This is a genomic window from Providencia sp. PROV188 (assembly GCF_027595165.1).
In the GTDB taxonomy this organism is placed as follows: domain Bacteria; phylum Pseudomonadota; class Gammaproteobacteria; order Enterobacterales; family Enterobacteriaceae; genus Providencia; species Providencia lanzhouensis.
In genome coordinates this window covers 1,785,092-1,809,679 of the sequence record NZ_CP097291.1, presented here as the reverse complement: position 1 = coordinate 1,809,679, position 24,588 = coordinate 1,785,092, and the positions used below count along the sequence as shown (strand labels likewise).

The 24,588-nt window shown below is 38.9% G+C and carries 24 protein-coding genes; 12 read left to right on the top strand and 12 right to left on the bottom strand.

Features of this window, described 5'->3' with window-relative positions; genetic code table 11:
- The first annotated feature begins 295 nt into the window (after positions 1-295).
- Complete coding sequence (locus M5X66_RS08190; protein ID WP_036948060.1) at positions 296-1,084, top strand: GNAT family N-acetyltransferase; 789 nt, start codon at positions 296-298, stop codon at positions 1,082-1,084.
- A 70-nt stretch (positions 1,085-1,154) separates the two neighbouring features.
- Here M5X66_RS08190 and ddlA read toward each other — a convergent pair whose 3' ends face one another.
- Positions 1,155-2,258: a D-alanine--D-alanine ligase gene (gene ddlA, locus M5X66_RS08185; protein WP_154609368.1), complete on the bottom strand. Its 1,104-nt coding sequence runs from the start codon at positions 2,256-2,258 to the stop codon at positions 1,155-1,157.
- Positions 2,259-2,393: 135 nt separating this feature from the next.
- Positions 2,394-3,269, bottom strand: a complete 876-nt coding sequence (locus tag M5X66_RS08180; protein ID WP_270103998.1) for a LysR family transcriptional regulator — start codon at positions 3,267-3,269, stop codon at positions 2,394-2,396.
- A gap of 202 nt (positions 3,270-3,471) precedes the next feature.
- Between M5X66_RS08180 and M5X66_RS08175 the strand changes: the two genes are divergently transcribed.
- On the top strand, positions 3,472-4,095 hold the full coding sequence (locus tag M5X66_RS08175; protein ID WP_036948068.1) for a LysE family translocator: 624 nt from the start codon (positions 3,472-3,474) through the stop codon (positions 4,093-4,095).
- Between the two features lie 6 nt (positions 4,096-4,101).
- On the opposite strand, the gene M5X66_RS08170 is transcribed toward M5X66_RS08175, so the two are convergent.
- Positions 4,102-4,581: an NUDIX hydrolase gene (locus tag M5X66_RS08170; RefSeq protein WP_036948071.1), complete on the bottom strand. Its 480-nt coding sequence runs from the start codon at positions 4,579-4,581 to the stop codon at positions 4,102-4,104.
- Between the two features lie 28 nt (positions 4,582-4,609).
- Positions 4,610-5,947 carry an aminotransferase-like domain-containing protein gene (locus M5X66_RS08165; protein ID WP_270103997.1) on the bottom strand — a complete coding sequence of 446 codons (1,338 nt, stop codon included), beginning with the start codon at positions 5,945-5,947 and terminating at the stop codon, positions 4,610-4,612.
- A gap of 86 nt (positions 5,948-6,033) precedes the next feature.
- Between M5X66_RS08165 and M5X66_RS08160 the strand changes: the two genes are divergently transcribed.
- From M5X66_RS08160 to M5X66_RS08150, 3 genes are all read left to right on the top strand, one after another.
- Positions 6,034-6,945, top strand: a complete 912-nt coding sequence (locus tag M5X66_RS08160; protein ID WP_036948077.1) for a DMT family transporter — start codon at positions 6,034-6,036, stop codon at positions 6,943-6,945.
- Between the two features lie 112 nt (positions 6,946-7,057).
- Positions 7,058-8,149: an efflux RND transporter periplasmic adaptor subunit gene (locus M5X66_RS08155; RefSeq protein ID WP_230083117.1), complete on the top strand. Its 1,092-nt coding sequence runs from the start codon at positions 7,058-7,060 to the stop codon at positions 8,147-8,149.
- Entirely contained in the window at positions 8,146-11,232 is a 3,087-nt protein-coding gene (locus tag M5X66_RS08150; protein WP_270103996.1) for an efflux RND transporter permease subunit, read from the top strand. The genes M5X66_RS08155 and M5X66_RS08150 overlap by 4 nt, the downstream gene beginning before the upstream one ends.
- 85 nt (positions 11,233-11,317) lie before the next feature.
- Here M5X66_RS08150 and M5X66_RS08145 read toward each other — a convergent pair whose 3' ends face one another.
- Complete coding sequence (locus M5X66_RS08145; RefSeq protein ID WP_270103995.1) at positions 11,318-12,124, bottom strand: tetratricopeptide repeat protein; 807 nt, start codon at positions 12,122-12,124, stop codon at positions 11,318-11,320.
- 165 nt (positions 12,125-12,289) lie between these two features.
- The gene (leuE, locus tag M5X66_RS08140; protein ID WP_036948086.1) at positions 12,290-12,931 is read right to left on the bottom strand and encodes a leucine efflux protein LeuE; all 642 of its coding nucleotides are present in this window, start codon (positions 12,929-12,931) and stop codon (positions 12,290-12,292) included.
- A 460-nt stretch (positions 12,932-13,391) separates the two neighbouring features.
- On the opposite strand from leuE, the gene M5X66_RS08135 reads away from it, so the two are divergent.
- The 3 genes from M5X66_RS08135 (at position 13,392) to M5X66_RS08125 (ending at position 14,973) form a co-directional block, all read left to right on the top strand.
- Positions 13,392-14,093 carry an AzlC family ABC transporter permease gene (locus tag M5X66_RS08135; RefSeq protein ID WP_036948088.1) on the top strand — a complete coding sequence of 234 codons (702 nt, stop codon included), beginning with the start codon at positions 13,392-13,394 and terminating at the stop codon, positions 14,091-14,093.
- On the top strand, positions 14,090-14,404 hold the full coding sequence (locus M5X66_RS08130) for an AzlD domain-containing protein (protein WP_036948090.1): 315 nt from the start codon (positions 14,090-14,092) through the stop codon (positions 14,402-14,404). Before M5X66_RS08135 ends, M5X66_RS08130 begins: the two co-directional genes overlap by 4 nt.
- Positions 14,405-14,505: 101 nt before the next feature.
- Complete coding sequence (locus tag M5X66_RS08125) at positions 14,506-14,973, top strand: DUF1456 family protein (RefSeq protein WP_036948092.1); 468 nt, start codon at positions 14,506-14,508, stop codon at positions 14,971-14,973.
- A gap of 57 nt (positions 14,974-15,030) precedes the next feature.
- Here the strand turns inward: M5X66_RS08125 and M5X66_RS08120 are convergent, their stop codons facing one another.
- The 4 genes from M5X66_RS08120 to M5X66_RS08105 form a co-directional block, all read right to left on the bottom strand.
- Positions 15,031-15,921: a LysR family transcriptional regulator gene (locus tag M5X66_RS08120; RefSeq protein ID WP_270103994.1), complete on the bottom strand. Its 891-nt coding sequence runs from the start codon at positions 15,919-15,921 to the stop codon at positions 15,031-15,033.
- A 44-nt stretch (positions 15,922-15,965) separates the two neighbouring features.
- Positions 15,966-16,925 (bottom strand): acetyl-CoA carboxylase carboxyl transferase subunit alpha, encoded by a 960-nt coding sequence (gene accA, locus M5X66_RS08115; protein WP_036948095.1) that lies wholly within the window; start codon positions 16,923-16,925, stop codon positions 15,966-15,968.
- A 107-nt stretch (positions 16,926-17,032) separates the two neighbouring features.
- The gene (locus M5X66_RS08110) at positions 17,033-17,554 is read right to left on the bottom strand and encodes a GNAT family N-acetyltransferase (protein WP_108478156.1); all 522 of its coding nucleotides are present in this window, start codon (positions 17,552-17,554) and stop codon (positions 17,033-17,035) included.
- An 18-nt stretch (positions 17,555-17,572) separates the two neighbouring features.
- Complete coding sequence (locus tag M5X66_RS08105) at positions 17,573-19,000, bottom strand: AMP nucleosidase (RefSeq protein WP_442959376.1); 1,428 nt, start codon at positions 18,998-19,000, stop codon at positions 17,573-17,575.
- A gap of 490 nt (positions 19,001-19,490) precedes the next feature.
- Here M5X66_RS08105 and M5X66_RS08100 point away from each other — a divergent pair, with 490 nt between their 5' ends.
- Positions 19,491-19,823, top strand: a complete 333-nt coding sequence (locus M5X66_RS08100; RefSeq protein ID WP_132495912.1) for an MliC family protein — start codon at positions 19,491-19,493, stop codon at positions 19,821-19,823.
- Positions 19,824-19,901: 78 nt separating this feature from the next.
- Here the strand turns inward: M5X66_RS08100 and M5X66_RS08095 are convergent, their stop codons facing one another.
- Entirely contained in the window at positions 19,902-20,810 is a 909-nt protein-coding gene (locus M5X66_RS08095; protein WP_036948104.1) for an AEC family transporter, read from the bottom strand.
- 216 nt (positions 20,811-21,026) lie between these two features.
- On the opposite strand from M5X66_RS08095, the gene M5X66_RS08090 reads away from it, so the two are divergent.
- A complete protein-coding gene (locus tag M5X66_RS08090; RefSeq protein WP_036948323.1) occupies positions 21,027-21,566 on the top strand; it encodes an NADAR family protein in 540 nt (179 codons plus the stop codon).
- Between the two features lie 63 nt (positions 21,567-21,629).
- On the opposite strand, the gene M5X66_RS08085 is transcribed toward M5X66_RS08090, so the two are convergent.
- A complete protein-coding gene (locus M5X66_RS08085) occupies positions 21,630-22,088 on the bottom strand; it encodes a GNAT family N-acetyltransferase (protein ID WP_036948107.1) in 459 nt (152 codons plus the stop codon).
- Positions 22,089-22,190: 102 nt separating this feature from the next.
- Between M5X66_RS08085 and pdxR the strand changes: the two genes are divergently transcribed.
- A complete protein-coding gene (gene pdxR, locus M5X66_RS08080; protein ID WP_036948110.1) occupies positions 22,191-23,678 on the top strand; it encodes a MocR-like pyridoxine biosynthesis transcription factor PdxR in 1,488 nt (495 codons plus the stop codon).
- Between the two features lie 94 nt (positions 23,679-23,772).
- A complete protein-coding gene (locus M5X66_RS08075; protein WP_036948113.1) occupies positions 23,773-24,354 on the top strand; it encodes a YebB family permuted papain-like enzyme in 582 nt (193 codons plus the stop codon).
- Positions 24,355-24,588 lie beyond the last annotated feature (234 nt).

Below are 24,588 nucleotides of genomic sequence, written 5' to 3'. Positions count from 1 at the left end.
TAAGATAGCATTAAATAACAATCTATCTGCATATCGCACGAAACGCCTTAATTTATCTTCAAATTTACTTTATAGATATTGATTAATGACACTGAAAACGTTGCACAAGAGTGGGATCTAAGGCTAAAGATAAGATGACAACTGCCTCAACGGTTGCTGATTTTAAAGGTTTAGTTATTATCAATAGATAGATCACAAAGGCTTTACTGCCAATAAGTTAACAAAATTTTACATGGGGCCAGATTTATTATTTGCTCCATTTTGACTAACACATTTTGTATCAGGTAACTGACTAATGAACATACCGCTCTACTATTTACGACATTACCAATCGATCGAAAAGACGTTTTGGACTTCGATTTGTGAGCACAGTATCCAGATTGCACAACATACAATTTGTTATTTAACGCCATTAAACTCCCCAGCGTTCAATTTTATTTATCTGCAACCCGACTCTACTCATCATGCTTTTATGCAAGCATACAACCTGTTCGTATCGCAGAAAAAGAATCACACTTTGGTGATCCCTGAAGAGATGTTGCCAAAAGTCGTCAAAGATATTGAAGCACTTAACTATAAACGTGACAGCGTCACAACTGCAATGGCACTAACATTGTCACAGCAAAAAGAAGTTGATTTGCCTGATAATCAGGTAGATATCGTGCTCGCAAACCATGATTTATCCCTTTGGGCTAAACCATTGGTTTCTGCGTTCTACCTTTCCGAAGAGCATGATACCGTGATCCAAGAGTATGTTCGCTACCACGAAGATGCCCTGCAACAAGGTGCACCGCAATTCCATTTAGTCTTATTGGTCAATGGAGAGCCCGCAACATCCATGACGGTCACCATTGAAGGCGAATTAGCACGTTTCGACGATATCGGTACTGAACCTAAGTTTCAGGGTAAAGGCTATGCTTCTCAGCTTATTGATTATGCTCTCGCATTTTGTCGTCAACAACGAGTCGAACATTGCTTCTTAGATGCTTCAGAAGCAGGATTTGATTTATATAAAAAATTTGGATTTGAGCCGTTATTCCGTTACATCAATTATGTTTGGTGCAACAAAAACACAGTGAATTAATGAGATAACTTTATAGTGATATTGCCGATAGCAGGCCGCTATCGGCAAAAATTGCGGAAAATATCAGAGATTAAATTTCATCGCAGGCTGTTTTTAATGCAGCTGTTTGCTGGAATTTTTCAATCCCAAGTTCAATTAAACGACTGATCAATTCTTGATAAGTCATACCGCCTTGTTGCCACAGTTTCGGATACATACTGATATTAGTGAAACCCGGTAATGTATTGATTTCATTAATCACAACATCATTCGTTTCAGTTAAAAATACATCAACGCGGGACATACCGCTACAGTTTAAGGCTTGATAAGCTTCAAGTGCAATTGCACGGATCTTTTCACTCACATCTTGCTCTAAATCCGCCGGAGCAACAACAGACGCACCATTTTCATCAATATATTTAGTATGATAAGCATAGAAACTGTCATGCAGCACGATTTCGCCACATGGGCTAGCTAGTGGGTGTTCATTTCCAAGCACCGCACACTCGATTTCACGCCCTTTTACAGCGCTTTCAATCAGCACTTTTACATCGAATAAGAATGCAAAATCTAATGCCGTGTTAAACTCGCTTTCATTATTAACTTTACTGATCCCAACCGATGAACCTTGGTTAGCTGGTTTAATAAATAATGGTAAGCCCAGTTTCTCAACCGTTGCAGCATAGCTAATTTCACCACGACCGCTTTTCAATAGCGTAATAAACGGTGCAATGTGCAACCCTGCATCCCTTAAAAGGCGTTTGGTGACATCTTTATCCATGCAAGCTGATGAGCCTAGAACACCCGGTCCAACAAATGGCAGATTCGCCATACGCAGTAAACCTTGCAAAGAACCATCTTCACCTAAGTTACCGTGGACAATTGGGAAAATCACATCAATTTGTGGGAGAGGTTTAGTATCTTCTAGAGAAATGAATTGTTCACTTTGTTTGCCTGGAACGATTGCAATGCTACGCTTTGGAGTATTTAACGCGATATGAGCAGGATCATCGCCATGTAACAGGAAGTTCGCTTCATCATACTCATGCCATTGCCCTTCTTTATTAATACCGATAAGGCAAACATCAAACTTACTACGATCTAATCCATTAATAATATTTTTAGCTGATTGCAACGAAACTTCATGCTCAGTGGATTTACCACCAAAAATGACACCAACCCGAATTTTGCTCATTATTTACTCCAACATAAAGACATCAAAAACGATTCTGGGAAATATAGCACGCAGCGAAATAGTTAGGGCATAAAAACTTCACTACGCAAGTAGGTTCGGTGATTAAATGACCAAACCCTTAAAAGTATACAAATTTTATGCCGATTGCTGAGTTAACAACAGGCTTTGATTCACGTTTGTTTCCAACCATTCCATAAAAATGGCCGCTGGGGTATCTGCTTTTATTTCTTTGGGTGAAAGTAAATAATATGCCGAACCATCTTCAATGAAACCTTCTGGGGCCATTAATTGTTGTGTATTAATTTCATCAGCAACCATTAGGAACGATGCAATAGCAACGCCCTGTCCTGCTAATGCAGCCTGCAAACACAAGTAGAAATGTTCGAAATTAACTTGTTTATTATGTTGTAAATTGGTGCCACTACGGGCTTGCCATGTACGCCAAACATTTGGCCGAGAGGCTGGCACAAGTAAGTTCATCTCATGATAGGGTTGGCTATCATTTTTCTTGATAATACCCATCCATTCTGCACATATTTTCTTCGCATAAATATTGTCATCCCAAGTGAAGTCATTACGGCGAAGAGCAAGATCGACCCCCGCCTTATTAAAATCAATAGGACCACCCGCGGCAATCAAATGCACCGTCATTTCAGGGTGTTGCTGATAAAAATTGGTTAAACGAGGGATCAGCCATTTCATTGCGATGGTCGGTTCACATGACAAGCTAACAACTTGGTTATGAGAGCGCTGCGTAATTTTTTCGACGGTATCAGAAAGTTGCTGGAATAAGTGAGTTGTTGTTTGAAATAACAATTTACCTTCTTCTGTCAAAAAGATAGCTCGATTACGCCGTTCAAACAGTAAAACACCGAGATGCTCCTCAAGTAATTTTATCTGGCGGCTAATTGCACTGTGCGTAACATGCAGCTCTTGCGCGGCTTTAATAATACTTTCATAGCGTGCAGCAACATCAAAAAACCGTAACGATGTTAATGGAGGCAGTTTCATAAAATTAATGTCTTCATAAAATTAAGGGGCTTATAAAATGAGTAGTTTCACAATTAAATAGGTAACGAAAACTGACAGATTTCATTGAGAATAAATCGCTTTTTATCTAACTACAATCTATTGATAATCAATATATCTAATTAATCAAATCTATTTTCCACCCCAAAATTAAGTCAGTTTTTATTACCATTAGGATCTCACTATGAATGAAATTATCGCTGTTGCCACCATCACTATTTTGGCGGTTATTAGCCCTGGTCCCGACTTCGCTATGGTCACCAGAAATAGCTACTCCTATGGCACCAAAACGGGTTTACTCAGTGCCCTTGGTATTGCTGCTGGAGTGCAAATTCATGTGTTGTATACCATTTTTGGCGTGACTCTGATCATTATGAGTTCCCCTACATTATTTATGGCAGTCAAACTCCTTGGCGTCGCTTACTTGGTGTATATCGGCTTTAAATCCCTAACAAACAAAACAGCCATTAACGCCAGCGATAACCTTAACCCAACATCAGCACCCTCTTCATTTTCCGCATTTAAAATGGGTTTTTTAACCAATGCACTCAACCCTAAAACGATGTTTTTCGTTGTTTCGGTCTACACCCAAGTGATCCAAGCTGGTAATTCTCAATGGCTAAACTTCAGCTACGGATTATTTATTTCTTTTGCACATTGGGTTTGGTTTAGTTTAATTGCTCTATTTTTTGCAGCACCATTGATTAGAAATAAAATCTTAAAATATCAATTCATTATGGATAGAGTTATCGGCGCCTTATTAATTATTCTGGGTATCTCTTTGCTCTTTTTTAGTATTTCATCATGACTGAATTCATTTCGAATGAACCGAACCATTTTGAAAATGTTCATTCACCATAATGGCAAGCTCCACCACATCTTTAGGAAGGTTTAAGTCATTCATTTTACTCAGAGAAATCCAATGAAAATCTGCATTGCATTGGATTTCTTCGTCTATGAGCTCACAGAGATAAACCATATCGATATGCCAATGATCTCCTTGGCGCTTATCTGCGATGAATTCTTTTAAAATAGCTAAAGGAATTGGTAAAGAGAGAGTATTTCTTGAATCATTTACCTTTGAGTGTAACGGATAGCGGCAATCAATCACTCGGCACCGTAAGCCTGTTTCTTCAAACACTTCACGAACAACGGTATCTTGTGGTTCTTCATTTGGATCAACGTGACCTCCAGGAGGTAGCCAGATACCTAGCTTAGGGTGCTCATGTAATAGAAATTCCCCTCGGGAATTACAGATCATCGCCGTCGCCGTAAAATGTTTGATATGTTCCACTATTTTTCTTCCTTTATACCTATCATCTTTATAAATCAATTAAGTACAATACAACGCCCCTAATCGCCGCTATTGCCACCGCCAGTTCTTCATGGGATAAGGTACTAATTGCTATTCTTAACGCCTGCGGTACTGAGTTTGATGTGCTGTAAGACTCTGCGCTGCTAATGGCTATATTTTGCTTTTTTAATTCACTGACGACTGCATCTGCGCGTACGCCATCAGGTAATGGTAACCAAACAAAATAGCTAGCAGGATGCGCAATATAGGGTATATCCGTAAAAATTTTCTGGACTATTGCTTGCCGTATTTTTGCATCCCGTAGCTTATCCCTTTCAATGCTATCTACCTCACCTTTTTCAATCCAATCACAGAGGATAGCCGTGGTTATTGCCGGTGTATTCCATGTTGTAATTCGGATAATACGCTCGATGTTTTCAATATATTGTTGCGGTGCCAGTACCGCGCCGACACGTAATCCCGTTGCAATATTCTTCGAAAAACCTGTTGTATAAAATGTAATTTCAGGTGCCAGCGTTGCTAATGGAACAACTGCTGGTCGCTGCAAAAAGGCATAAGATCCATCTTCAATTAAGAAAAATTGGTGCCGTTTAGCTATATCCACCAACTTTTTACGCTCCGATAAACTCATCACCCAGCCTAGTGGATTATGCAAAGTCGGCATCGCATAGTAAGCTCGAATTTTTCTCTGTTGGCATAGCTTATCCAACGCTTGTAAGTTTGGACCATTTTCTGCCGTAGGCACAGATGTCAGTTCTAAATGGTAAATTTTTGCAAGAGCCTTAAACCCCGGGTAAGTTAAGGCATCGACGGCAATAATATCCCCAGGACTGAACATACCTAAAATGATGGTAGCTAAACCATGTTGCCCACCACTCACTAAAGCCACTGTATCTGCCGTTGCATGAGTTAACCCACGCTGTTTTAAGTATTTAGCGACGGTTTTTCTTTCATGTTCCCGCCCTGTATGTTGTTGATAATAAAGAATCCCTTCTAGATCACCACCAACCGCTATTTCCCGTAACGATTCCCGTAATAGTTTGGTTTGTTCTTTCGCAATCGGATAACTGAAATTCAGGTCTAACGCGTTTTTAGCGACATCTTGCTCAATACTTAACTTGGGCAATAGATTGATATCTCGGACAAAGGTGCCTCGCCCGGTTTCCCCGATGATCAAGCCCCGTTCAATCAGTTCTCGATATACCCGAGAAGCTGTCACTAAGGAAATACCCGATTTTTCCGCAAAATGGCGATGCGTAGGCAAACGCTCCCCCGCTTTCAATTCGCCACTCATGATTTGCGCTGAAAGCAAGTCAACATACTGCTTATAACGATTCTGAGTCATGAAATTGTACCTATGACAATTTTTTGATTGTCATGATTATGTCGATTAGCTTAGTAAAACTCAATTACTAATAATAACGGTCAATTATGAATCAAAGTAAATTATTAACATCGAGCAGCGTTTCCATAACGGATCCCTCTCATACCACTCGCGGTTGGATCAGTGGATTTATTGGTGTTGCTATTTTTAGTGGCTCACTTCCCGCAACCAAACTGGCTATCAGTGGGTTTTCGCCCGATTATTTGACCATTCTACGGGCTACCATCGCTGGAATTTTGGCTCTGATTGTTTTGATAGCTTTACGCCAAAAAATCCCAGCAAGACAAAAGTTGATTCCTCTTCTTATCGTGACATTTGGTGTGGTGCTTGGCTTTCCATTCTTAACTGCTGTTGCATTACAGTACATTAGCTCATCTCACTCCATTGTATATTTAGGGATGCTTCCTTTGTCTACCGCTTTATTCGGCGTTTTACGGGCAGGCGAGCGCCCTCGCAAATTGTTTTGGTTGTTTTCAGTCATGGGAAGTTTATTTGTAATCGGCTTCGCAATTCTTCAAGGAGCCACTCACGCATGGCAAGGTGACTTATATATGGTCATTGCTGTGATTGTCTGTGGATTGGGCTACGCAGAAGGTGCTGTACTTTCAAAATCATTAGGGAGTTGGCAGGTGATTTGCTGGGCGTTGGTTTTAGCGTTACCCATCATGGTGATATTCAGTATTTTGCGCTTACCACCCACGTTTTCTACTGTGCCATTTGAAGCATGGATGGGCCTAGGTTATGTCTCTCTATTTAGTATGCTAATTGGTTTCTTTTTTTGGTACCGAGGGCTGGCTGAAGGCGGAATTTCGGGCGTCAGTCAATTGCAACTATTACAACCGTTTATTGGATTAGTACTTTCCGCTTGGCTACTTAATGAAACAGTTAATAGCGTCATGATCATGTCTACGCTCGGAGTCATTCTGTGTGTCGCTGGTTCAAAACGTTTTTCACGTTAAATATTGAAATAACTAACCTTAACGGAAAATTAAGGTTTAACTTTGGTTTATGGTAATGCTGAGGCGATTTCATTAATTTACCCTCAATATCACGATTAGGATTTATGGGTTTATGAAACGTTTTAGTATTACCTCCCTACTGTTTTGTATGCTGTTTATATCGCCGGTCTCATTTTCTGAAACCATGCGATTAAGTGTGACTTCGCCTAAGCAAATACCCTATACGGAAACCTTGTCCTTACCGGGAACATTTGTTGCAAAAAATGAAATTGCGATTGGCTCACCTTTGCAACAACAAATGGTGATTGATGTACTGGTTGAAGAAGGTCAATGGGTTGAGAAAAACCAACTACTCGCCATATTAGAATCTCCACTCCAAAATGCATCTGTAAGCCAGTTACAAGCTGAAACTGAAAAAGCCACAGCCTATATTAAGCAGCAAAAAGCAGTGGCAGAACAAGCGCAAAAAGAACTTTCTCGTCTAGCTCCGCTGGCTAAAACTGGGGTTATTTCTGCCAACGACTTTGAAAAAGCAAAATCAGAATCTTTAGCGGCTAATGCACTTTTAGATGCTAATAAAGCAGAACTGCGTCAATTACAAGCTCAGCTCGCGAAAGAAAAAAGCCAACAAGATAAGTCACGGATCATTGCGCCTATTTCAGGCGTGATCAGTGAGCGTCATGCTATTCGCGGAATGTTAACGGATAATCAGTTACTGTTTAAAATCATTGAAGATGGTGAAATTGAATTTGATGCGTTAGCGCATATTTCAGAATTAAAACGTTTATCAAATCTGACGTTTATTCAATTAAAAGCGCCTAACAATCATCAAATAGCAGGAAAATTACGTTACTTAGCACCGAAAGTAGATCCTATTTCACAACAAGGAAAGATTCGTATTTCTCTCGCCGAAAATGGAGATAATCTACAAGCTGGAGAATCAGGTACCGCGATTATTTCCAATCCAGAAAAACTGCAAACTACGCTCCCATACAGTGCCATTCGAACATTAGATAATGGTGAACGAGTTATTTTCACTGTTGTTGATAATAAAGTGAAGCAGCAAAAAATAGCCACCGGAAAAATTCATGATGGTCGTATCGAGATTTTATCCCCTATTTCGAGTGATACCGTTGTTGTCACCAATGCCCAAGCCTTTTTAACTGAAAATGATACAGTGACCCCAGTCAAGGATAGTCAATGAAACTCCAACTATCTTCATGGGCAATCACGCGCCCTATTCCTACTATAGTTATGTTCTTAGCACTCACAATTGCGGGTATATTTTCTTTTAATCAATTGCCTGTTACTGCAAACCCGGTAGTTAATTTTCCAATAGTCACAGTGACCATTACGCAAGATGGCTCATCCCCGACCGAAATGGAAAACGCTATCACGAAACCAGTTGAACGGGCAGTTTCTGGTATTCCAGGGATCCGTCATATCACATCAACCATCACTGAAGGCATTTCCACCACCACGGTTGAATTTGATTTAACTGTGGATGCCTATATTGCAACCAATGATATTCGGGAACAAATCGCACAAATCCGCAGTGATTTACCGCAAACAATTGATGAACCATTAATTAACCGTATTGATATCGAAGGCGGTGCAATATTACGTTACGCCGTTTCATCAGATAGCCAATCCCTTGCCGATTTATCTTGGTTTATTGATGATACAGTCAGTAAGCAGTTAATTACGGCTCACGGAGTACAAAAAGTTAGCCGCCTTGGTGGTGCTGATAGCGTTATTCGTATTGAGCCTGATACCGATAAACTTGCAGCATTACAATTGTCTATTCTGAGCATTAATGAATTACTCAGAAGCGTGCATCAAAATTCCGCTGGTGGCTCGTCTAAATATAATGACCTACAACATACTATTCGGATTTTAGGTGAAAAAAAGAACGTTGATGAAATTAACGATATTCAGTTACCTATTGGTAATCAACAGTGGATTAAACTCGGGGATATTGCTGCAATTTATCAGGGTCAAAAAACAGCCAAAACTATTTCGCAATTAAATGGTAAAGATGTAGTTGGTTTCGCCGTATTTCGTGCAAAAGGTTCCAGTGATACCGAGGTAGCAAATAATGTTGAACATGAACTTGCACAATTAAAACTGAAACATCCTGATATTTCTATTCAGCTTGTTTCATCAACTGTGAAATATACGGAGTCAAGCTACCATTTAACAATCCAAACTTTATTAGAAGGTGCATTTTTAACCGTTATCATTGTCTTCTTCTTTTTAAAAAGTTGGCGAGCTACCTTGGTCGCGGCTGTTGCATTGCCTTTATCTATCCTTCCCACCTTTTTGGTATTGGCAATATTTGGTTATTCACTTAATAGTATGACACTGCTTGCTTTGACATTAGTCATCGGTATTTTGGTCGATGATGCAATTGTCGAAATTGAGAATATTCAAAAATACATAGAGCGAGGCGAACGCCCTTATTTAGCCGCTTTAAAAGCCTCAGACGCGATAGGTTTTGCCATTGTCGCCATCACACTCACTATTGTTGCGGTATTCTTACCCGTCAGTTTTATTGGCGGTTTTGTTGGTAAATACTTTGTGCCTTTTGGTATTACCGTTTCCGCGGCTGTTTTATCTTCGTTACTAGTAGCCCGATTAGTTACGCCATTAATGGCGGCCTATGTTTTATTACCTGCAAAAAAGAAAGTGACCGAACATTCTGTACCTAACTGGATCAATCGATATTCTCAATTGTTAGTAATGACATTGAAACATCGCAAACTCGCCCTTTCATTCGTATTTATATTTTTGATTGGTTCAATCTCCAGTATTACTTATCTGCCTATTGGCTTTATGCCTGAAGGCGATATTAGTGTTAGCCAGATTGAAGTGGAATTACCGCCGGGAACCCCTGTCGAAGAAACGCAAAAAGCGGTTAGGAATATGACTGAACAATTGAAGTCACGTACTGAAATAAAGTCAATTTATACCATTGCGGGGATCAGTGATGACGCCGATGGAATAGCTCAGCATAAAGGCCAAATAATTCTGACATTAACAGAACCAAATGAACGTGAAATGTCACAAAAACAGTTTGAAAACTCAATTTCTCACCTATTACAACAAACTCCAGATGCACGCTATACCTTCAGTAATAGCGAAGGAAATAAAGAATTTTCATTGACCTTTACAGGAGCTGATCCCAAAGAGCTAGAAATTCAAATGCATAAGCTTCGCGATGCAGTTGCCAACGTAAATGGCATTAATAATGTGCGTGTTATTAAACCACTTTTACGTAAAGAGCTGATTATTTCCCCTGACCTGCAAGATTTAGGAAGAACTGCAGTTAATGTAGAAGAAATCGCCAATACATTAAGAGTGGCAACAATGGGAGAATCGAACTCTCGCAGCGCTAAGTTTAATTTACCGGATAGACAATTAACGTTACAGGTTGTTTTACCTGACAATCAAAAAAATGACGTAAGCGCGTTGCGTAATCTCTATATTCGTAGCGGTAACGATTTAACTGTGCCACTTAAATCCGTTGCTAACATTAATTTTAGCGATGGACCATCACAGATTGACCGCATAAATCGAGCTAGGAAAATGTCTATTGAAGGTAATTTAGATGGGTTATCACTTGGCGAAGCATTGGAACGCGTTGTCGAACTTCCTGAATATCAATCACTACCAAAAAGTATTGAGCCATTAGAGTATGGTGATATGGAGTTCATGCTCGATATGTTTGAACGTTTTAGTACAACAATGCTTTTCAGTGTACTACTGGTATTCGCCATACTCATTATTTTGTTTAAAGATTTTATGCAACCTATAACGATTTTAGTGGCACTACCATTCTCTATCGGGGGAGCCATTATCGCCTTAGTGTTATATGGTGCAATGATAGATCTTCCTGTCATTATTGGTATTTTAATGTTAATGGGAATAGTCACCAAAAATTCGATACTTTTGGTGGAGTTTATTCTTGAAAAAGAACGAGCTGGTTTAAATCGACAACAAGCTATTATCGAAGCGGGTCAGGAACGAATCCGTCCTATTATTATGACCACCTTTGCCATGATTGCAGGGATGATCCCCCTCGTACTCACAACTGGAGCTGATGCGGGATTTAGAGCACCAATGGCAGTTGCTGTTATCGGCGGCTTGATGAGTTCAACCGTTCTCAGCTTACTATTTGTTCCCGTTATTTATAGCTTGATGGATGATTTGAAAAAGAAAACATTGCCGCTATTAGCGAAATGTACATCTGTCACTCAATCTGATAGAGATATAAAACGCTGGTAGGAATAATTGCAATAATTTGGCTCTCCATACCAACGATGGAGAGCCAATAACGAGATGTTTTTAATGATTGTATTTGAAAGCTAACTTATTCTATTAACTTACTATTTTTTAATTTCACAGCCGTTTGATACCAGTGCTTATTATAATTTTGTGCCGCTTTGGGTAAAAGTGAATAGGTTTTAATCACTTCATCAATTAATGGCATCGCTTCAATCACACGTTTTTGTTCAAATAAAAACTCAGCGTAAGCAACCTTGTATTCAATATGATCACGATGACTTAATAAGGCACGAAACTCATTATCAGCGTCTGTAACCAAACCTAAGCGTACTAAAGAACGAGCATATAAAAAATGACCTGCATTCGAGTTGAACGTTGAATTTTTTTCACACAATAGGTCTAACGTCTCTTTACAACGCGCGTACTCCCCCGCTTCATACAGTGCATCCGCATATTTCAACATAATATCCGGTGAATACTGATTAATTCCTTGCAGTGATTCCTGATAGTATTTAATCGCATTTTGATAGTCACCTTTATCGGTATATGCATCTGCTAGTGTTACACAACTATTCGTAGTCGGATTTAATTCATACTCTTTTAGAGCTTGATTGATGCTTTTATTTGGGGCTAATTGTTTTTTAATCGCTCTTTCTAACTTATACCCATGGCGGGAATAACGCATAGTCGGCATCCAAATGACCAGCGCATAAACAACCGAGCCCAAAATTGGGAAAACAAATAAAATGAACAACCAATAAGAGTTTTGATTACTTTTTATTGAATGGACAGCGAAATAAATTGCAGGAATAAAATAGATTAATAATCCCAGAATGTGCATAACAACCTCAGTTAATATCAATTCGATGGTTTTGTATATAGCCGTACTCATACTTCCTTGTACAGCGGCTTACTTAGTCGTGACTAAATTAGCATCATGATGACAGGCATCACTCTGAAGGCAAACAGGAAAAAACCTGAAAAGATAAATTAAAAACAAAAAAATAGCTGGCACATTTGCCAGCTATCCTTTAGTAAAAATTTATAAATCAATAAATTAGGCTGTTAATGCTAATTTTGCACCGAACATTAAAAAGACGGCACCAATACAGCTATTTGAAAATTTAGATAATTTTTTATTGTGTTTTACCATGTTGGTCACTGCAACAGCACCAAATATCAGCATTGATAGATAAAACATGCTGCATGCTTCTAATATCACGCCGAGCACGAAGAATGGTACCCCTGCACTTGGGTACGCTGGGTCAATAAATTGAATAAAGAATGAAACATAAAAAATGATCATTTTTGGATTTAGTAAACTTAGAAAGACGGCTTTCTTATAAGTGCCTTTTGTTTCTAATATGATCCCATCGACATCTGTTGCAGATTCTTTTTTATGTAATACTGCATACAACGTTTTAATACCTAAGTAAAATAAGTAGGTAGCACCCGCATACTTGATCACGCTAAAAAATATAGGAGACGTTTTGACTAAAGACGCGACACCTAAGAATGATAAAAAAATGAGCAATGCATCACCAGTAAATACACCAAGTGCTGCTTTGTAACCATTTTTTACACCATATTTTGCGCTACTCGTTAAAACAAATAGAGAATTAGGGCCTGGTACCAATGTAATAAAAATTACACCGATAAGATAAGTCCATAAGTTTGTAATACCGAAGTTTTCAAGCATAATAAACCCGCTAACTCAATAAAAGTTATAACAATTAATTCACATTCTTGCTTAATGGGTACTATGATACACATTTTTTATTTTTAATAAAAGATACCACCAGAAATATGTTAATATACAGAATATAAATCTAGCAATTTAATTATAATCTAGTCATTGATATAGATATTGACAGTTGAAATTGGAATTAAACTCCAATCAAAATCACTTAATCAGCATCAAGCCAAAAAAAAATTTTAATCAATATAAAACTTCATAAACTAATAAAAAGTTAGTTTTTAATACCATTTAAAGTCTGTAGGTAGAGATAGTGATTTGTTCCACATTTCACGATATAACAATGGATACCTACAGCGTATTGAATAATAATTTTTACTCTAAATACCTGTAGTTAAATCAACATTGTCTTTGTTTAGACTTTTATTCAATGAATGACATTTCAACATACAGGTGCACATCGATGTCGTCTCAACAACCAAAGCCATGGCAACGCGCAATGATGGATGGAGCTGTCCATACATTACCCTTAAATCTTGCAGTTATTCCGTGGGGGGTTCTTGCAGGTTCCATGGCCATTGAAACAGGGCTTTCTTTTTGGCAAAGCATCGCAATGTCTGCAATGGTTTTTGCAGGCGCAGCTCAGTTAGTCACCCTAGGTTTACTCAACTCTGGGGCAGGCTATATTACAATTGTGATTTCTGTCTTCTTTATTACATCACAACATCTTTTATATGGGCTAACCATGCGCCCTCACGTAAAGAATTTTACGACACCACAACGTTTAAGCATTGGCTTTCTATTAACTGATGAGCTATTCGCCATTAGTGCAGCCAAGCGTCAAGCCCTCAGTTTTTCCTATTTATTTGGTGCCGGATTTAGTTTTTATCTTGTGTGGTTAGTCACCAGCTTATGCGGCATTGTGATGGCAAATTTGGTGGGTGATTTAAGTAAATTACATTTAGATTTCTCAGTCGTCGCGACACTATTGGCCATTGTCGTTCCACTCACTAAAAAAATAAGTACCGCCTGTGGTGTTTTATTTTCATTAATTACAGCAATTACCTTATCAATGCATTCGTTCAGTAGTGCAATTGTGATTGCCGGTGTTGGTGGAATGTTTGTTTCTGTTGGTGTCTCCCGTTTATTAAGGGAAGAAAAATGATCTGGATTTTAATTATCAGTTTAACGGCTGTTGTTTTCTCTCTCCGTTATATTTTTCTGATCCCTCAATTACCCATACGGTTACCATTAATTGTACGCCAAGCGCTCAGTTATTCTGCCCCCTGTTTGCTTACCGCAATTTGTGCTCCTGTAATCTTATTAGAAAACCATGAATTGCGTAGTTTTCCTGATAATCCTTATCTTTGGGGAGCGCTATTTTGCGTTGTGGCTGCATCCTTACTGAAAAATATGTTAGTAACCGTCGGATTAACTTTAGTCTTTTTCTATGGACTGATTTACTTTATGGGCTAACCAATAATTTATAAAGCATCGGTAGCCGCCTTTGCTTTATAATAACGTTTCATGGCTAATATAAGCCTGTTTTTTAATCGATCCGTTGGATAATTAACCCCATGCTAAATAATTACGTTTTACGAAGTGTTCGTTATATGTTGGATTTGAGCGATGCTCAGATGGTTGAAATCGTAAAACTTGCAGACTTTTCAGTCACAAAAGAAGAAATGAGCCTCTGGCTAAAGAAAGATACCGATCCAGACTACGTTGAATGTAGCGACCTTGTGCTCGGTCACTTTCTTAACGGATTGATTTACCATCGCCGTGGTAAAGATGAAAGTCGTCCAGCGCCTGAAGTTGAAGATAGAATCAATAACAATATTATTTTCAAGAAATTACGTGTTGCCTTTGAACTGAAAGATGTTGATTTACTGGAAATCTACCAATCTGTTGATTTCCGAGTTTCAAAACCAGAATTAAGTGCTATTTTCCGTAATCCAGAACATAAAAATTATCGTGAATGTGGCGACCAACTATTACGTTACCTATTAAAAGGCTTAACACTACGCCTACGCGGAAATAAATAACTCGGATCACCATAATGTTTATTGGCATTATGGCAATAGGCTGATAGTAATATCGGCCTAGATATTTTTCAGCAAATAACTCAAAATGGTATCAACTTTCGGCGAAAGTGAACGTTTTGAAGCATAAACAGCACGTAGCTCAATCGGCGCTGGATACATATCATCAAAGCTAACTTCCACCAACGTTCCCGCCTGAATTGCACTTTGGCACCCCTCTTTTGATAAAATAGCAAATCCCAACCCATTGAGTGCTGCCGCACTGGCAAGAATACCGCTATTAACACGGTACTGACTGTTTATACTGACTTTTTTTAACTGACCATCATGTGTGCTAAAAATCCATGGCTGCCCCTGCAACGCACTGAAACTCGTGATACAGGGCATCATGCTGAGTTCATCCACGGTGCTGGGTATCCCTTGTTTTTCAATTAATTTAGGAGCAGCAACGACAACACTTTCCCATGACTTAACCAATTTTGAGTGATAACTACTATCAATCAATGCTCCACGATGAAAAGTCAGTAATAAATCCACGTCATCACCAATAACATCCAGAGGGGCTAGCTGCGTGTCACAGTGGATGGCAAGGTCAGGATGAGTAAGCGCAAATTGAGCCAGTAAATCTGCAAATAATACACTGCCAAATTCACTTGGAATAGTTAACCGCAAAGTGCCACTTAATATTTTTGAGGTGCTAATTTGTTGCAAGGTTTCATCTAATTCTAAATACAATTTTTGGCTTTTATTTAATAATAAAGTACCTTGTTCAGTTAAACGCATTTGCCGTGTAGTCCGTTCAATCAATCGGCAATTAAGTTGAGTTTCAAGCTGCTTAATTTGCCGACTCACATTTGATGTTGGCATTGAGAGATGTTTTGCTGCATTAGCAAAACTTCCCTGAGTGGCCACTGCAACAAATACCTTTAGTAAATTAAGATCAACAGGCATAATACAACCTAATTTTAGTGTTCATTAATGCCCCACTAATAACATTAGCAATAGCCAATTTCCATTATTTTTTGGTAGCGTAGATCCAATAACGTATCCTTATCTAATGCACTAAGTTGGTTTAAATCGTAGATAAGTTGCTGCTTCAGATATTGTGCAGCCAATGCGTAATTTCGATGCGCTCCGCCTAACGGTTCAGGAATAATTGTGTCGATAATTCCCAGCGCTTTTAGTCTAGGCGCGGTCATTCCCATCACCTCAGCCGCAACTTGCGCTTTTTGGGAATCTTTCCATAAAATAGAAGCGCAGCCTTCCGGAGAGATTGCTGCGTATGTACTGTATTCCAACATATTAATTCTGTCCCCCACACCAATCCCGAGCGCGCCTCCGGAACAACCTTCTCCGGTGATCACACAAATAATCGGCGTTGTTAGGCAAGACATTTCCTGAATATTGCGCGCAATTGCTTCAGCTTGCCCACGTTCTTCAGCGCCAACACCAGGATAAGCCCCTGCTGAATCAATGAAGGTAATAACTGGCAGTTTAAATCGCTCCGCCATTTTCATTAATCTAAGCGCTTTTCGATAACCTTCAGGGGATGGCATTCCAAAATTACGTTTTACTTTTTCCTTCGTATCCCGCCCTTTCTGTTGCCCCATTACCATAACTGGGCGACCGTCTAAACGTGCTAATCCACCAACTAAAGCTTTGTCGTCAGCAAATGCTCTATCCCCCGCTAATTCCTGAAACTCAGTAAATATAAGAGAAATATAATCAAGCATGTAAGGACGCATTGGATGACGTGCTAATTGCACTATTTCCCATGCACCTAAAGAAGAGAAAATATTCTCAGTGAGTGATTGGCATTTTTTTTCTAATAATTGGATCTCTTCATCAAGTTTTAGTTCTGATGGATGACCCTTTTGCTTAAAGGCATTTAATGCTTCAATTTTTTCATGAAGCTCAATAATAGGTTTTTCGAATGCAAGAAAGTGGCTAGACATAGTGACCTTAAAATCAACCAAGTAATTTTAAGAGTCTACTGAGAGGATCAATCCTATTCTATAAATAAGAATAGGATTGATAGTTATCAAAAATGGGATAATTAAGGCTAGATAAGATTTTTACGCAACAATACCGAGATACTGCCGTTCATGAACACTTCTTTATCTTGTATATACCCTAACTTTTCAGCAACACGCAGTGACGGTATATTTTGTGGTCCTATAAAGCAGATACTTTCTTGGTGTTTCTGCTCCGCGATTAACCAAGATAATGCAGCTTGCATCGCCTCCGTCGCGTAACCTTTGCCTTGATATTCAGGCGCAATCACCCATCCCGCTTCTGGAATACCTTTAACGTGGGGTTCAACAATGCGATGAAAATCGGCAAACCCAAGGTCTCCCACATAATTTCCTGTCGCTTTTTCTCTCACCGCCCAATAACCAAACCCGAGTAAAGGCCAAAGTCCGCCATACGCGAGCATACGCATCCATGATTCGCGCTCCGTTGAGGGAACACCGCCAATATGCTGAACCATTGAACGTTGTCCCCATAACTGCGAAAGTGCTGAAAAATCACTAACCTCATGTTTTGCTAAAACTAACCTATCTGTTTCAAGTTTAGGGATCACGAATTTCCCTCCTCTAGATTATCTAAATGGCGGCTCGTCGAATGTTCTTAATTTTCGGGAGTGTAGCTTATCACCTTCTTGTCGTAGCAGATCGATGGCACGGATCCCAATTTGTAGATGCTCCGATATTGCGCCTTCATAAAAACTATTTGCTTGTCCCGGCAGTTTGATTTCCCCGTGAATCGGCTTGTCCGAAACGCAAAGTAATGTGCCATATGGGACACGGAAACGGTAACCTTGTGCGGCAATGGTGGCACTTTCCATATCCACAGCAACGGCTCGACTAAGGCTAAATCTGCGTGCGGTTGCAAAAAATCTTAATTCCCAGTTACGGTCATCGGTTGTAACCACAGTTCCCGTACGTAAACGCTGTTTAACTAGTTCACCAGGCATATTACTTACCTGTTTAGTGGCGTCATAAAGCGCCCGCTGAACTTCAGCAATACTTGGAATAGGAATATCTGGTGGTAATACATCATCTAAAATATGGTCATCACGTAAATAGGCGTGAGCTAGAACATAGTCACCTATTTTTTGGCTTTCACGCAGCCCACCACAGTGACCTATCATTAGCCACGTGTGAGGACGCAATACTGCTAAATGGTCGCAAATGTTTTTCGCGTTTGCTGGACCAACGCCAATATTCACTAATGTAATTCCTCCGCCATCACGTGCAATCAGATGATATGCAGGCATTTGGAATTTTTTCCATGTTAAATCGGATGTAGCAAATTGAGGATCGGCATTTTCAGCGGTTAAATAATTATGCCCTACACAAGATAACGCGATATAGCGGCTTTCTGGATCACGAATTTGCTCACAGGCCCAATTCACAAACTCATCAACATAGCGGTTATAGTTGGTAAACAAAATGTAAGGCTGAACATGCTCAGGTGGTGTTCCCGTATAATGTTTTAGTCGCGCTAAAGAGAAATCTACGCGGAGTGCATCAAAGTGGGATAATGGCATATCGTCCGTCACATGATATAAGCCATCCGTAATATCATCACTGATATGAGAGAGATCTGTAATAGGAAAATGAGCAGCTAAACTGCTACTCATACTTCTATCAAGAATTAAATCTGAACCATCAATCACAAATGGATATGGAATTTCAGTCTTAGACGGACGAACTGCAAAAGATACGTCATAATCTTGTTGAAAAATGGTCAATTGCTCAACGAGGTAAGCTCGAAACAAGTCAGGTTGGGTCACAGTAATACTGTAATCTCCCCGTTTCACAAAACGGGCATAAGCTCGCGTTTTTTCACAATGATCAACCTTTCCTTCCCAAGTTACACACAACTCAGGGTAGGCAAACAACCCATTTTCTCGTGCGTTAACATCCGGTAATGTCCCTTTATCAACATAGGTTGCAATGGCATTTCTCAAGGCTTCAATGGCATTTGAATAGAGTAATGAGAGTGTTTCGATTGTCTCTTCTATAGAAAGATTTTCATATTTTCGGCATTGTTCCAAAGACACGCTTAACTCCTTATCAAATGACGTAAAATTTACGCCTTCAGTGTATGTTATTCATCGAACACTCACAAGAAATTGCATTTAATCCTTGAAAATTTAATAAGTTAAAATTTTCGTTTATCCTATTTGTTATTTAGCTATTTTTACCTATCACCAATTTCAAGATTAATTAAAATTAGAAAAAAAGTATTTAAATCAACTTTAAGATAGTGCTTATAGATTATTTTAAACCTTAAATGAATTATTAACCTTCAGAAAAAACATCCTCTACGATATTTGTAATATTATTTAATAAAGGAATAGACCCGAAATTAAGAATATTATTAAATTTCATCAAATAGTGAATAAATGTTTATACAATGTATATTTAAAAGTAATACTATGTCGCTGTAGCTTATGGTTTCAATGTTTATGAACGCTGGTATAAATACTTAAAAGGTATTAAGGAAATCCAATGAAAAAAACACTTTTAGTTTCTTCTATCGCTGCATTATCAATTTTGGCTGCTTCTTCATCTGCATTTGCAGCGAAAACACAGACTTATAACTGTGATGGACAAAAAATTAAAGTTTCTTTCCCTAATCAAGATACAGCAGTGATGCTTTACAGCGATGAACTGATTTTACTGAAAAGCAAAGAAGCCGCGAGTGGCGCTCGCTATGTTGGTGAAAACTTCCAACTATGGAGCAGCAAAGCAGGGTTAAACTTAGCCACTATTTCTGAAGATGATGCTGTTAATAACCGTATTTCTGACGATAAAGGTCGTGATTGTAAACTGGTTAAATAATTGCATATCTAACTACACGTAATCGTAAAAAGCAGCATAGCAATAATTATGATGCTGCTTTTTTATATAAAAATAATCTTATTGGGTAATTAATGTTAAAACTAGCGGTAATGTAATAACGGCAAAAATAGTTTGGAAAGTAATGATCCCCGCCATTAATTGACTATCTCCATTAAGTTGCTTAGTTAAAATATAGGATGTTGGTGCAGTAGGTATGGAGAAAAAGATAACTAAAAGCACACTTTCTAATGTAGGTAATTCAAATAAATAAGCCGTAAATGAGGCTAGAATAGGCATAGCAAGCAAGCGAAACAATGTTGAAACCATAATAGGCTTAAACTCTTTTCTGAGCGTTGCTGTTTGTAATGCCCCACCAATGCAAATTAGCCCCAAAGGTAAGCTGGCTGCTGCCAATAATTTTAAAAATTGATCAGACCCAAATGGTAAACCTATCGGTAATAAATTTAATAATATTCCTACGACACAAGAAATAATCAATGGGTTTTTCACAATAGGCATGGCTAACTGCTTTAATGAAACTTTTTTTCCTGCACTTAACGACAGTACCGCAATAACATTACAGCTGGGAACTAAAATCGCCATAATCACCGCTGAAATCGCAATCCCTTCTGATCCAAAAAGATCCGCAACAATCGCCAATCCTAAATAAGTATTAAAACGAATGATTCCTTGAATGTGAGCTCCAAATCGTGGGATTGGTATTCTAAATAAATATTTATTTATCACGACAAGCAGTGAACTTACAGCAAGGATGAAAAAAATGGCACAGGCAAGATAGGGTAATTTGGGATTATTGAGTGGCGCACTCGCCAAACTGTTTATTAATAATGCAGGAAATAAAATAAAGTAATTGAGTTTTTCTGCGCTAGGCCAAAAATCGGCAGAAAATAGTGCTGTTCTACGTAAAACAAAACCCATTGCGATGAGAGCAAACAACGGCCACAACACGAGTAAGATCTTTTCCATGATTAAGAAATTCTTTTTTTTCAAACCATTATGAATTGATAAATGTGACTATATCGTTAAAATCAATGAGACGTTAGTTAAAAAAAGCGATACATATAGATACCTTTCCAGAGTGTGAGCTTTATTCAAAAATACAGTGCAGCTTTTTCCGATAGCCAACACATTTATTTATCGTTACTCTCATTAAATCTAATTATTATTTTTCAAGTTAGTCCTATGGATATAAAAAACCTTTGTAAGCTCTACCGAACTGGTAAGAAATTTAAGTATGTCTTTTTCTGGGGGCATCAATCCAAACAACAGCAAATTACAAAAAGCTGTTTTAGCCAATGGTATCCCGCCCCTTTTATCGTTGATGGTAACCGTTTCGCCAGTGCTGAACATTTTATGATGGCAGAAAAAGCGCGTTTATTTGGTGATAGTGAAATTCTGCAAAAAATTATCCATGCTCCGAATCCTGGAGCAGCCAAAGCCTTTGGACGAGAAGTTCGTGGCTTTAAACAAGATATTTGGGATGCAAACCGATTTGATATTGTTGTAAAAGCTAATTTAGCCAAGTTTTCTCAAAATGACGCGCTAAAGCAGTTCTTATTGGCAACCAATGAGCGTGTCCTTGTGGAAGCGAGCCCTGTCGATAAAATATGGGGAATTGGTTTAGCGGAAGATACGGAGAATATTGAAAATCCGCTTACGTGGAAAGGCTTAAATTTATTGGGCTTTGCATTAATGGAAGTACGGACACAATTAGCCAATTAAGATTTTTAGCACAAATATCCCGCTGTTATCAAACAGCGGGTCTGCATTTTATTGAATACTCATTTATAGTGGCATTCTATATTCAATAACACCCGGTTTTTCTGCTACCCAATTGTATAACTTTTGTCCACGTAAATTGGTTTCCTGGGTATGCCAATATAAACGTCCACACTGTTTCTGCTGCGCTTGTTGCTGAACAAACTCAATTAATTGCTTCCCTACATGGCGGCCACGAACTTCAGGGGTCACATAAAGATCTTCTAAATAACAAAAATCATTTTCTGCCCAAGTGGAACGGTGGTAAAGATAGTTCACAAAACCAACTACTTTACTCCCTTCTAATGCGACAGCACAGTGCATTGGTTCTTTTTCGTCGAAGAAACGAGCCCATGCTTTTAATGTAATTTCTTCGCTTAAATCCACTTGATAAAATTTTTGATATTCCAGCCAATAAACTAACCATTCTGGGTAGTGTTCAGGGGAAACAAACTCAATAGATACCGGTAGTTCTGCATTATTCATAATAACCCTTCCATTTGTAGACATATAACTGAATGAGGTTATAGTACAGAGCTATCTGGTACTGTATAAGATACACTTTTGTTATTTATTTAGGATCCACTTATGAGACGAAAGCAGCAAGCTCAGTTCCCACTGTTATTAATTGAACAGGGTCGAATTAATGAAGGAGTTTACCATACGATCCGTAATGCAATATTGGATGGACGAATTGCTGCTGGCCTAAAATTACCTTCGACTCGGGCTCTAGCTGAGATGATGTCAATTTCTCGTAACTCGGTAATTGCAGGGTTTGAACGCTTAATCGATGAAGGTTATTTATATTCAAAGCAAGGCTCTGGAACCTATGTTTCTGCACAAATTCCTGATGAGCTAGTTCGTCCAATCAGCACCAAACAGGCGGCTTCCCAACAAGAGAATCCTGCACTTTATCTGAACCCCATATTGAATAACCTTCAGCCACTTTGGGAACAATCACGTCCAAATACCAATAAGCGCTCAATATTTAATATTGGCGTTGGTTGTGTTGATCAGTTTCCCCATGACCTTTGGGGGCGGTTATTAGGAAGAGTTTGGCGAAAATCCAAGCATGATATCACGCACTATAATCATCCTGATGGCTATATACCACTCAAAAAATTATTAGCTGATTATGTGCGTTCAACCCGAGGTGTTCATTGCAATGACAAGCAAATTATTATCGTCAACGGAACCCAGCAGGCAATAAATTTAGTAGCTAAAGTCTTATTAAAACAAAGCGATACTGTTTGGCTCGATGACCCTGGTTATGATAGTGCTCGTGCAATTTTAACCGCCGCTGGCGCCAATATTTCACCGATCCCTTCCGATAATGAAGGAATGAATATTGAATACGCGGCTGCACATCATGGTGATGCCAAACTGATTTACACCACACCATCACATCAATTTCCACTTGGAACAACTTTAAGTTTACCCCGCCGTCTTGCACTATTAGATTGGGCGCAACAGAACAATGCTTGGATATTTGAGGACGATTACAACAGCGAATTTCGTTTTCTATCCAAACCGATTCAAGCCTTACAAGGGCTTGATAATCATCAACGTGTTATATATGCCGGTACATTTTCTAAAATGATGTATCCCGGTTTTCGCCTTGGATTTTTAATTGTGCCAGAAAGTCTGAGTGAAGCTTTTACGATGATGAAATATTACAGTGACAGTCATTGTAGTTATTTAGAACAAGCCGCTTTAGCGCAGTTTATTCAAGAAGGTCATTACGCGAGACATATTCGTAAGATCCGCAAAATTTGTTATGAACGCCAAACTGCTTTTTGCCAATCCATCAATCAATATCTCCCGCATATTTTTGATGCCCAAATGAATGATTCAGGAATTCATACCGTCTGTTGGGTAAGAAAAGGCTATAACTTAGAGATTATCCTAGAACAGTGTCGTAACCTTGGTTTTGGTGCACAACCATTATCTCGTTATTGTATTAACAGCCAAAATAATGATGCCATTCTATTTGGATATGCCGCCCACACTGAACAAAAAATCATCCAGAATATTCAGTTATTAAGTGAAGCATTGTTGAAAATATACCCAAGTTAAACAGAAATGATATTCGCCGCAATTCCGATTGCCGCTAGTATTGGACGGCTTATAAGATGACCTCAATGTAACTTTTCACTCTATTGAGGTGTCTATGACAAAAATAAGCTACCCATATGAACTGGAAATCGGTGACATTGTTTTCACCAGTATCGGCACTGAAGTTTTTCGCCAAATCGCTTCTGCATCAAAGTGTTGGAGTAACCATGTGGGCATGATCATCGGTCATGATGGTGACGATTATTTAGTGGCTGAAAGCCGCATTCCTTTATCGACTACCACCACATTATCCCGTTTTATTGCCCGCTCATCTGAGCATCGTTACAGTGTGCGCCGCTTATCCACACATTTAACCGAGGCACAAAAACAAGCGTTAGTGACACAAGTTTTTCCACGATTAAATAAGTTTTACCATACAGGGTTTAAATACGATTCATCACGCCAGTTTTGTTCCAAATTTGTATTCGACATTTACCAATCTGCCCTATCTATTCGTATTGGTGAAATCGAAACTTTCCAAGAATTATTAACAAAAAATCCGAATGCCAAATTAAAATTCTGGAAGCTGTGGTTTATTGGTTCCATTCCTTGGGAGCGCACGACCGTCACCCCTGCTAGCTTATGGCATCATCCAGAGCTTTCTTTGGTGTACCGTAGTCACGAAGATATTCATTAATCCCTGCATTTAACAACTGATTGATTGACTCTGACTACACAGATAAAGAGCCCTGAACCACAGGGCTTTAGCTAGCAACTCAACGTTTTTAGGAGTAACTTCAGCACTATCTTCACGCTATTTTTTGACTCTATTTCCTCATCAAAATACCCTCCTACCCCATACACCGATTTTTATGCCCGTTCGTTTGTTCAAAACGCAATTAATGGATGAGCACGTTCAGTAAAAGGATTG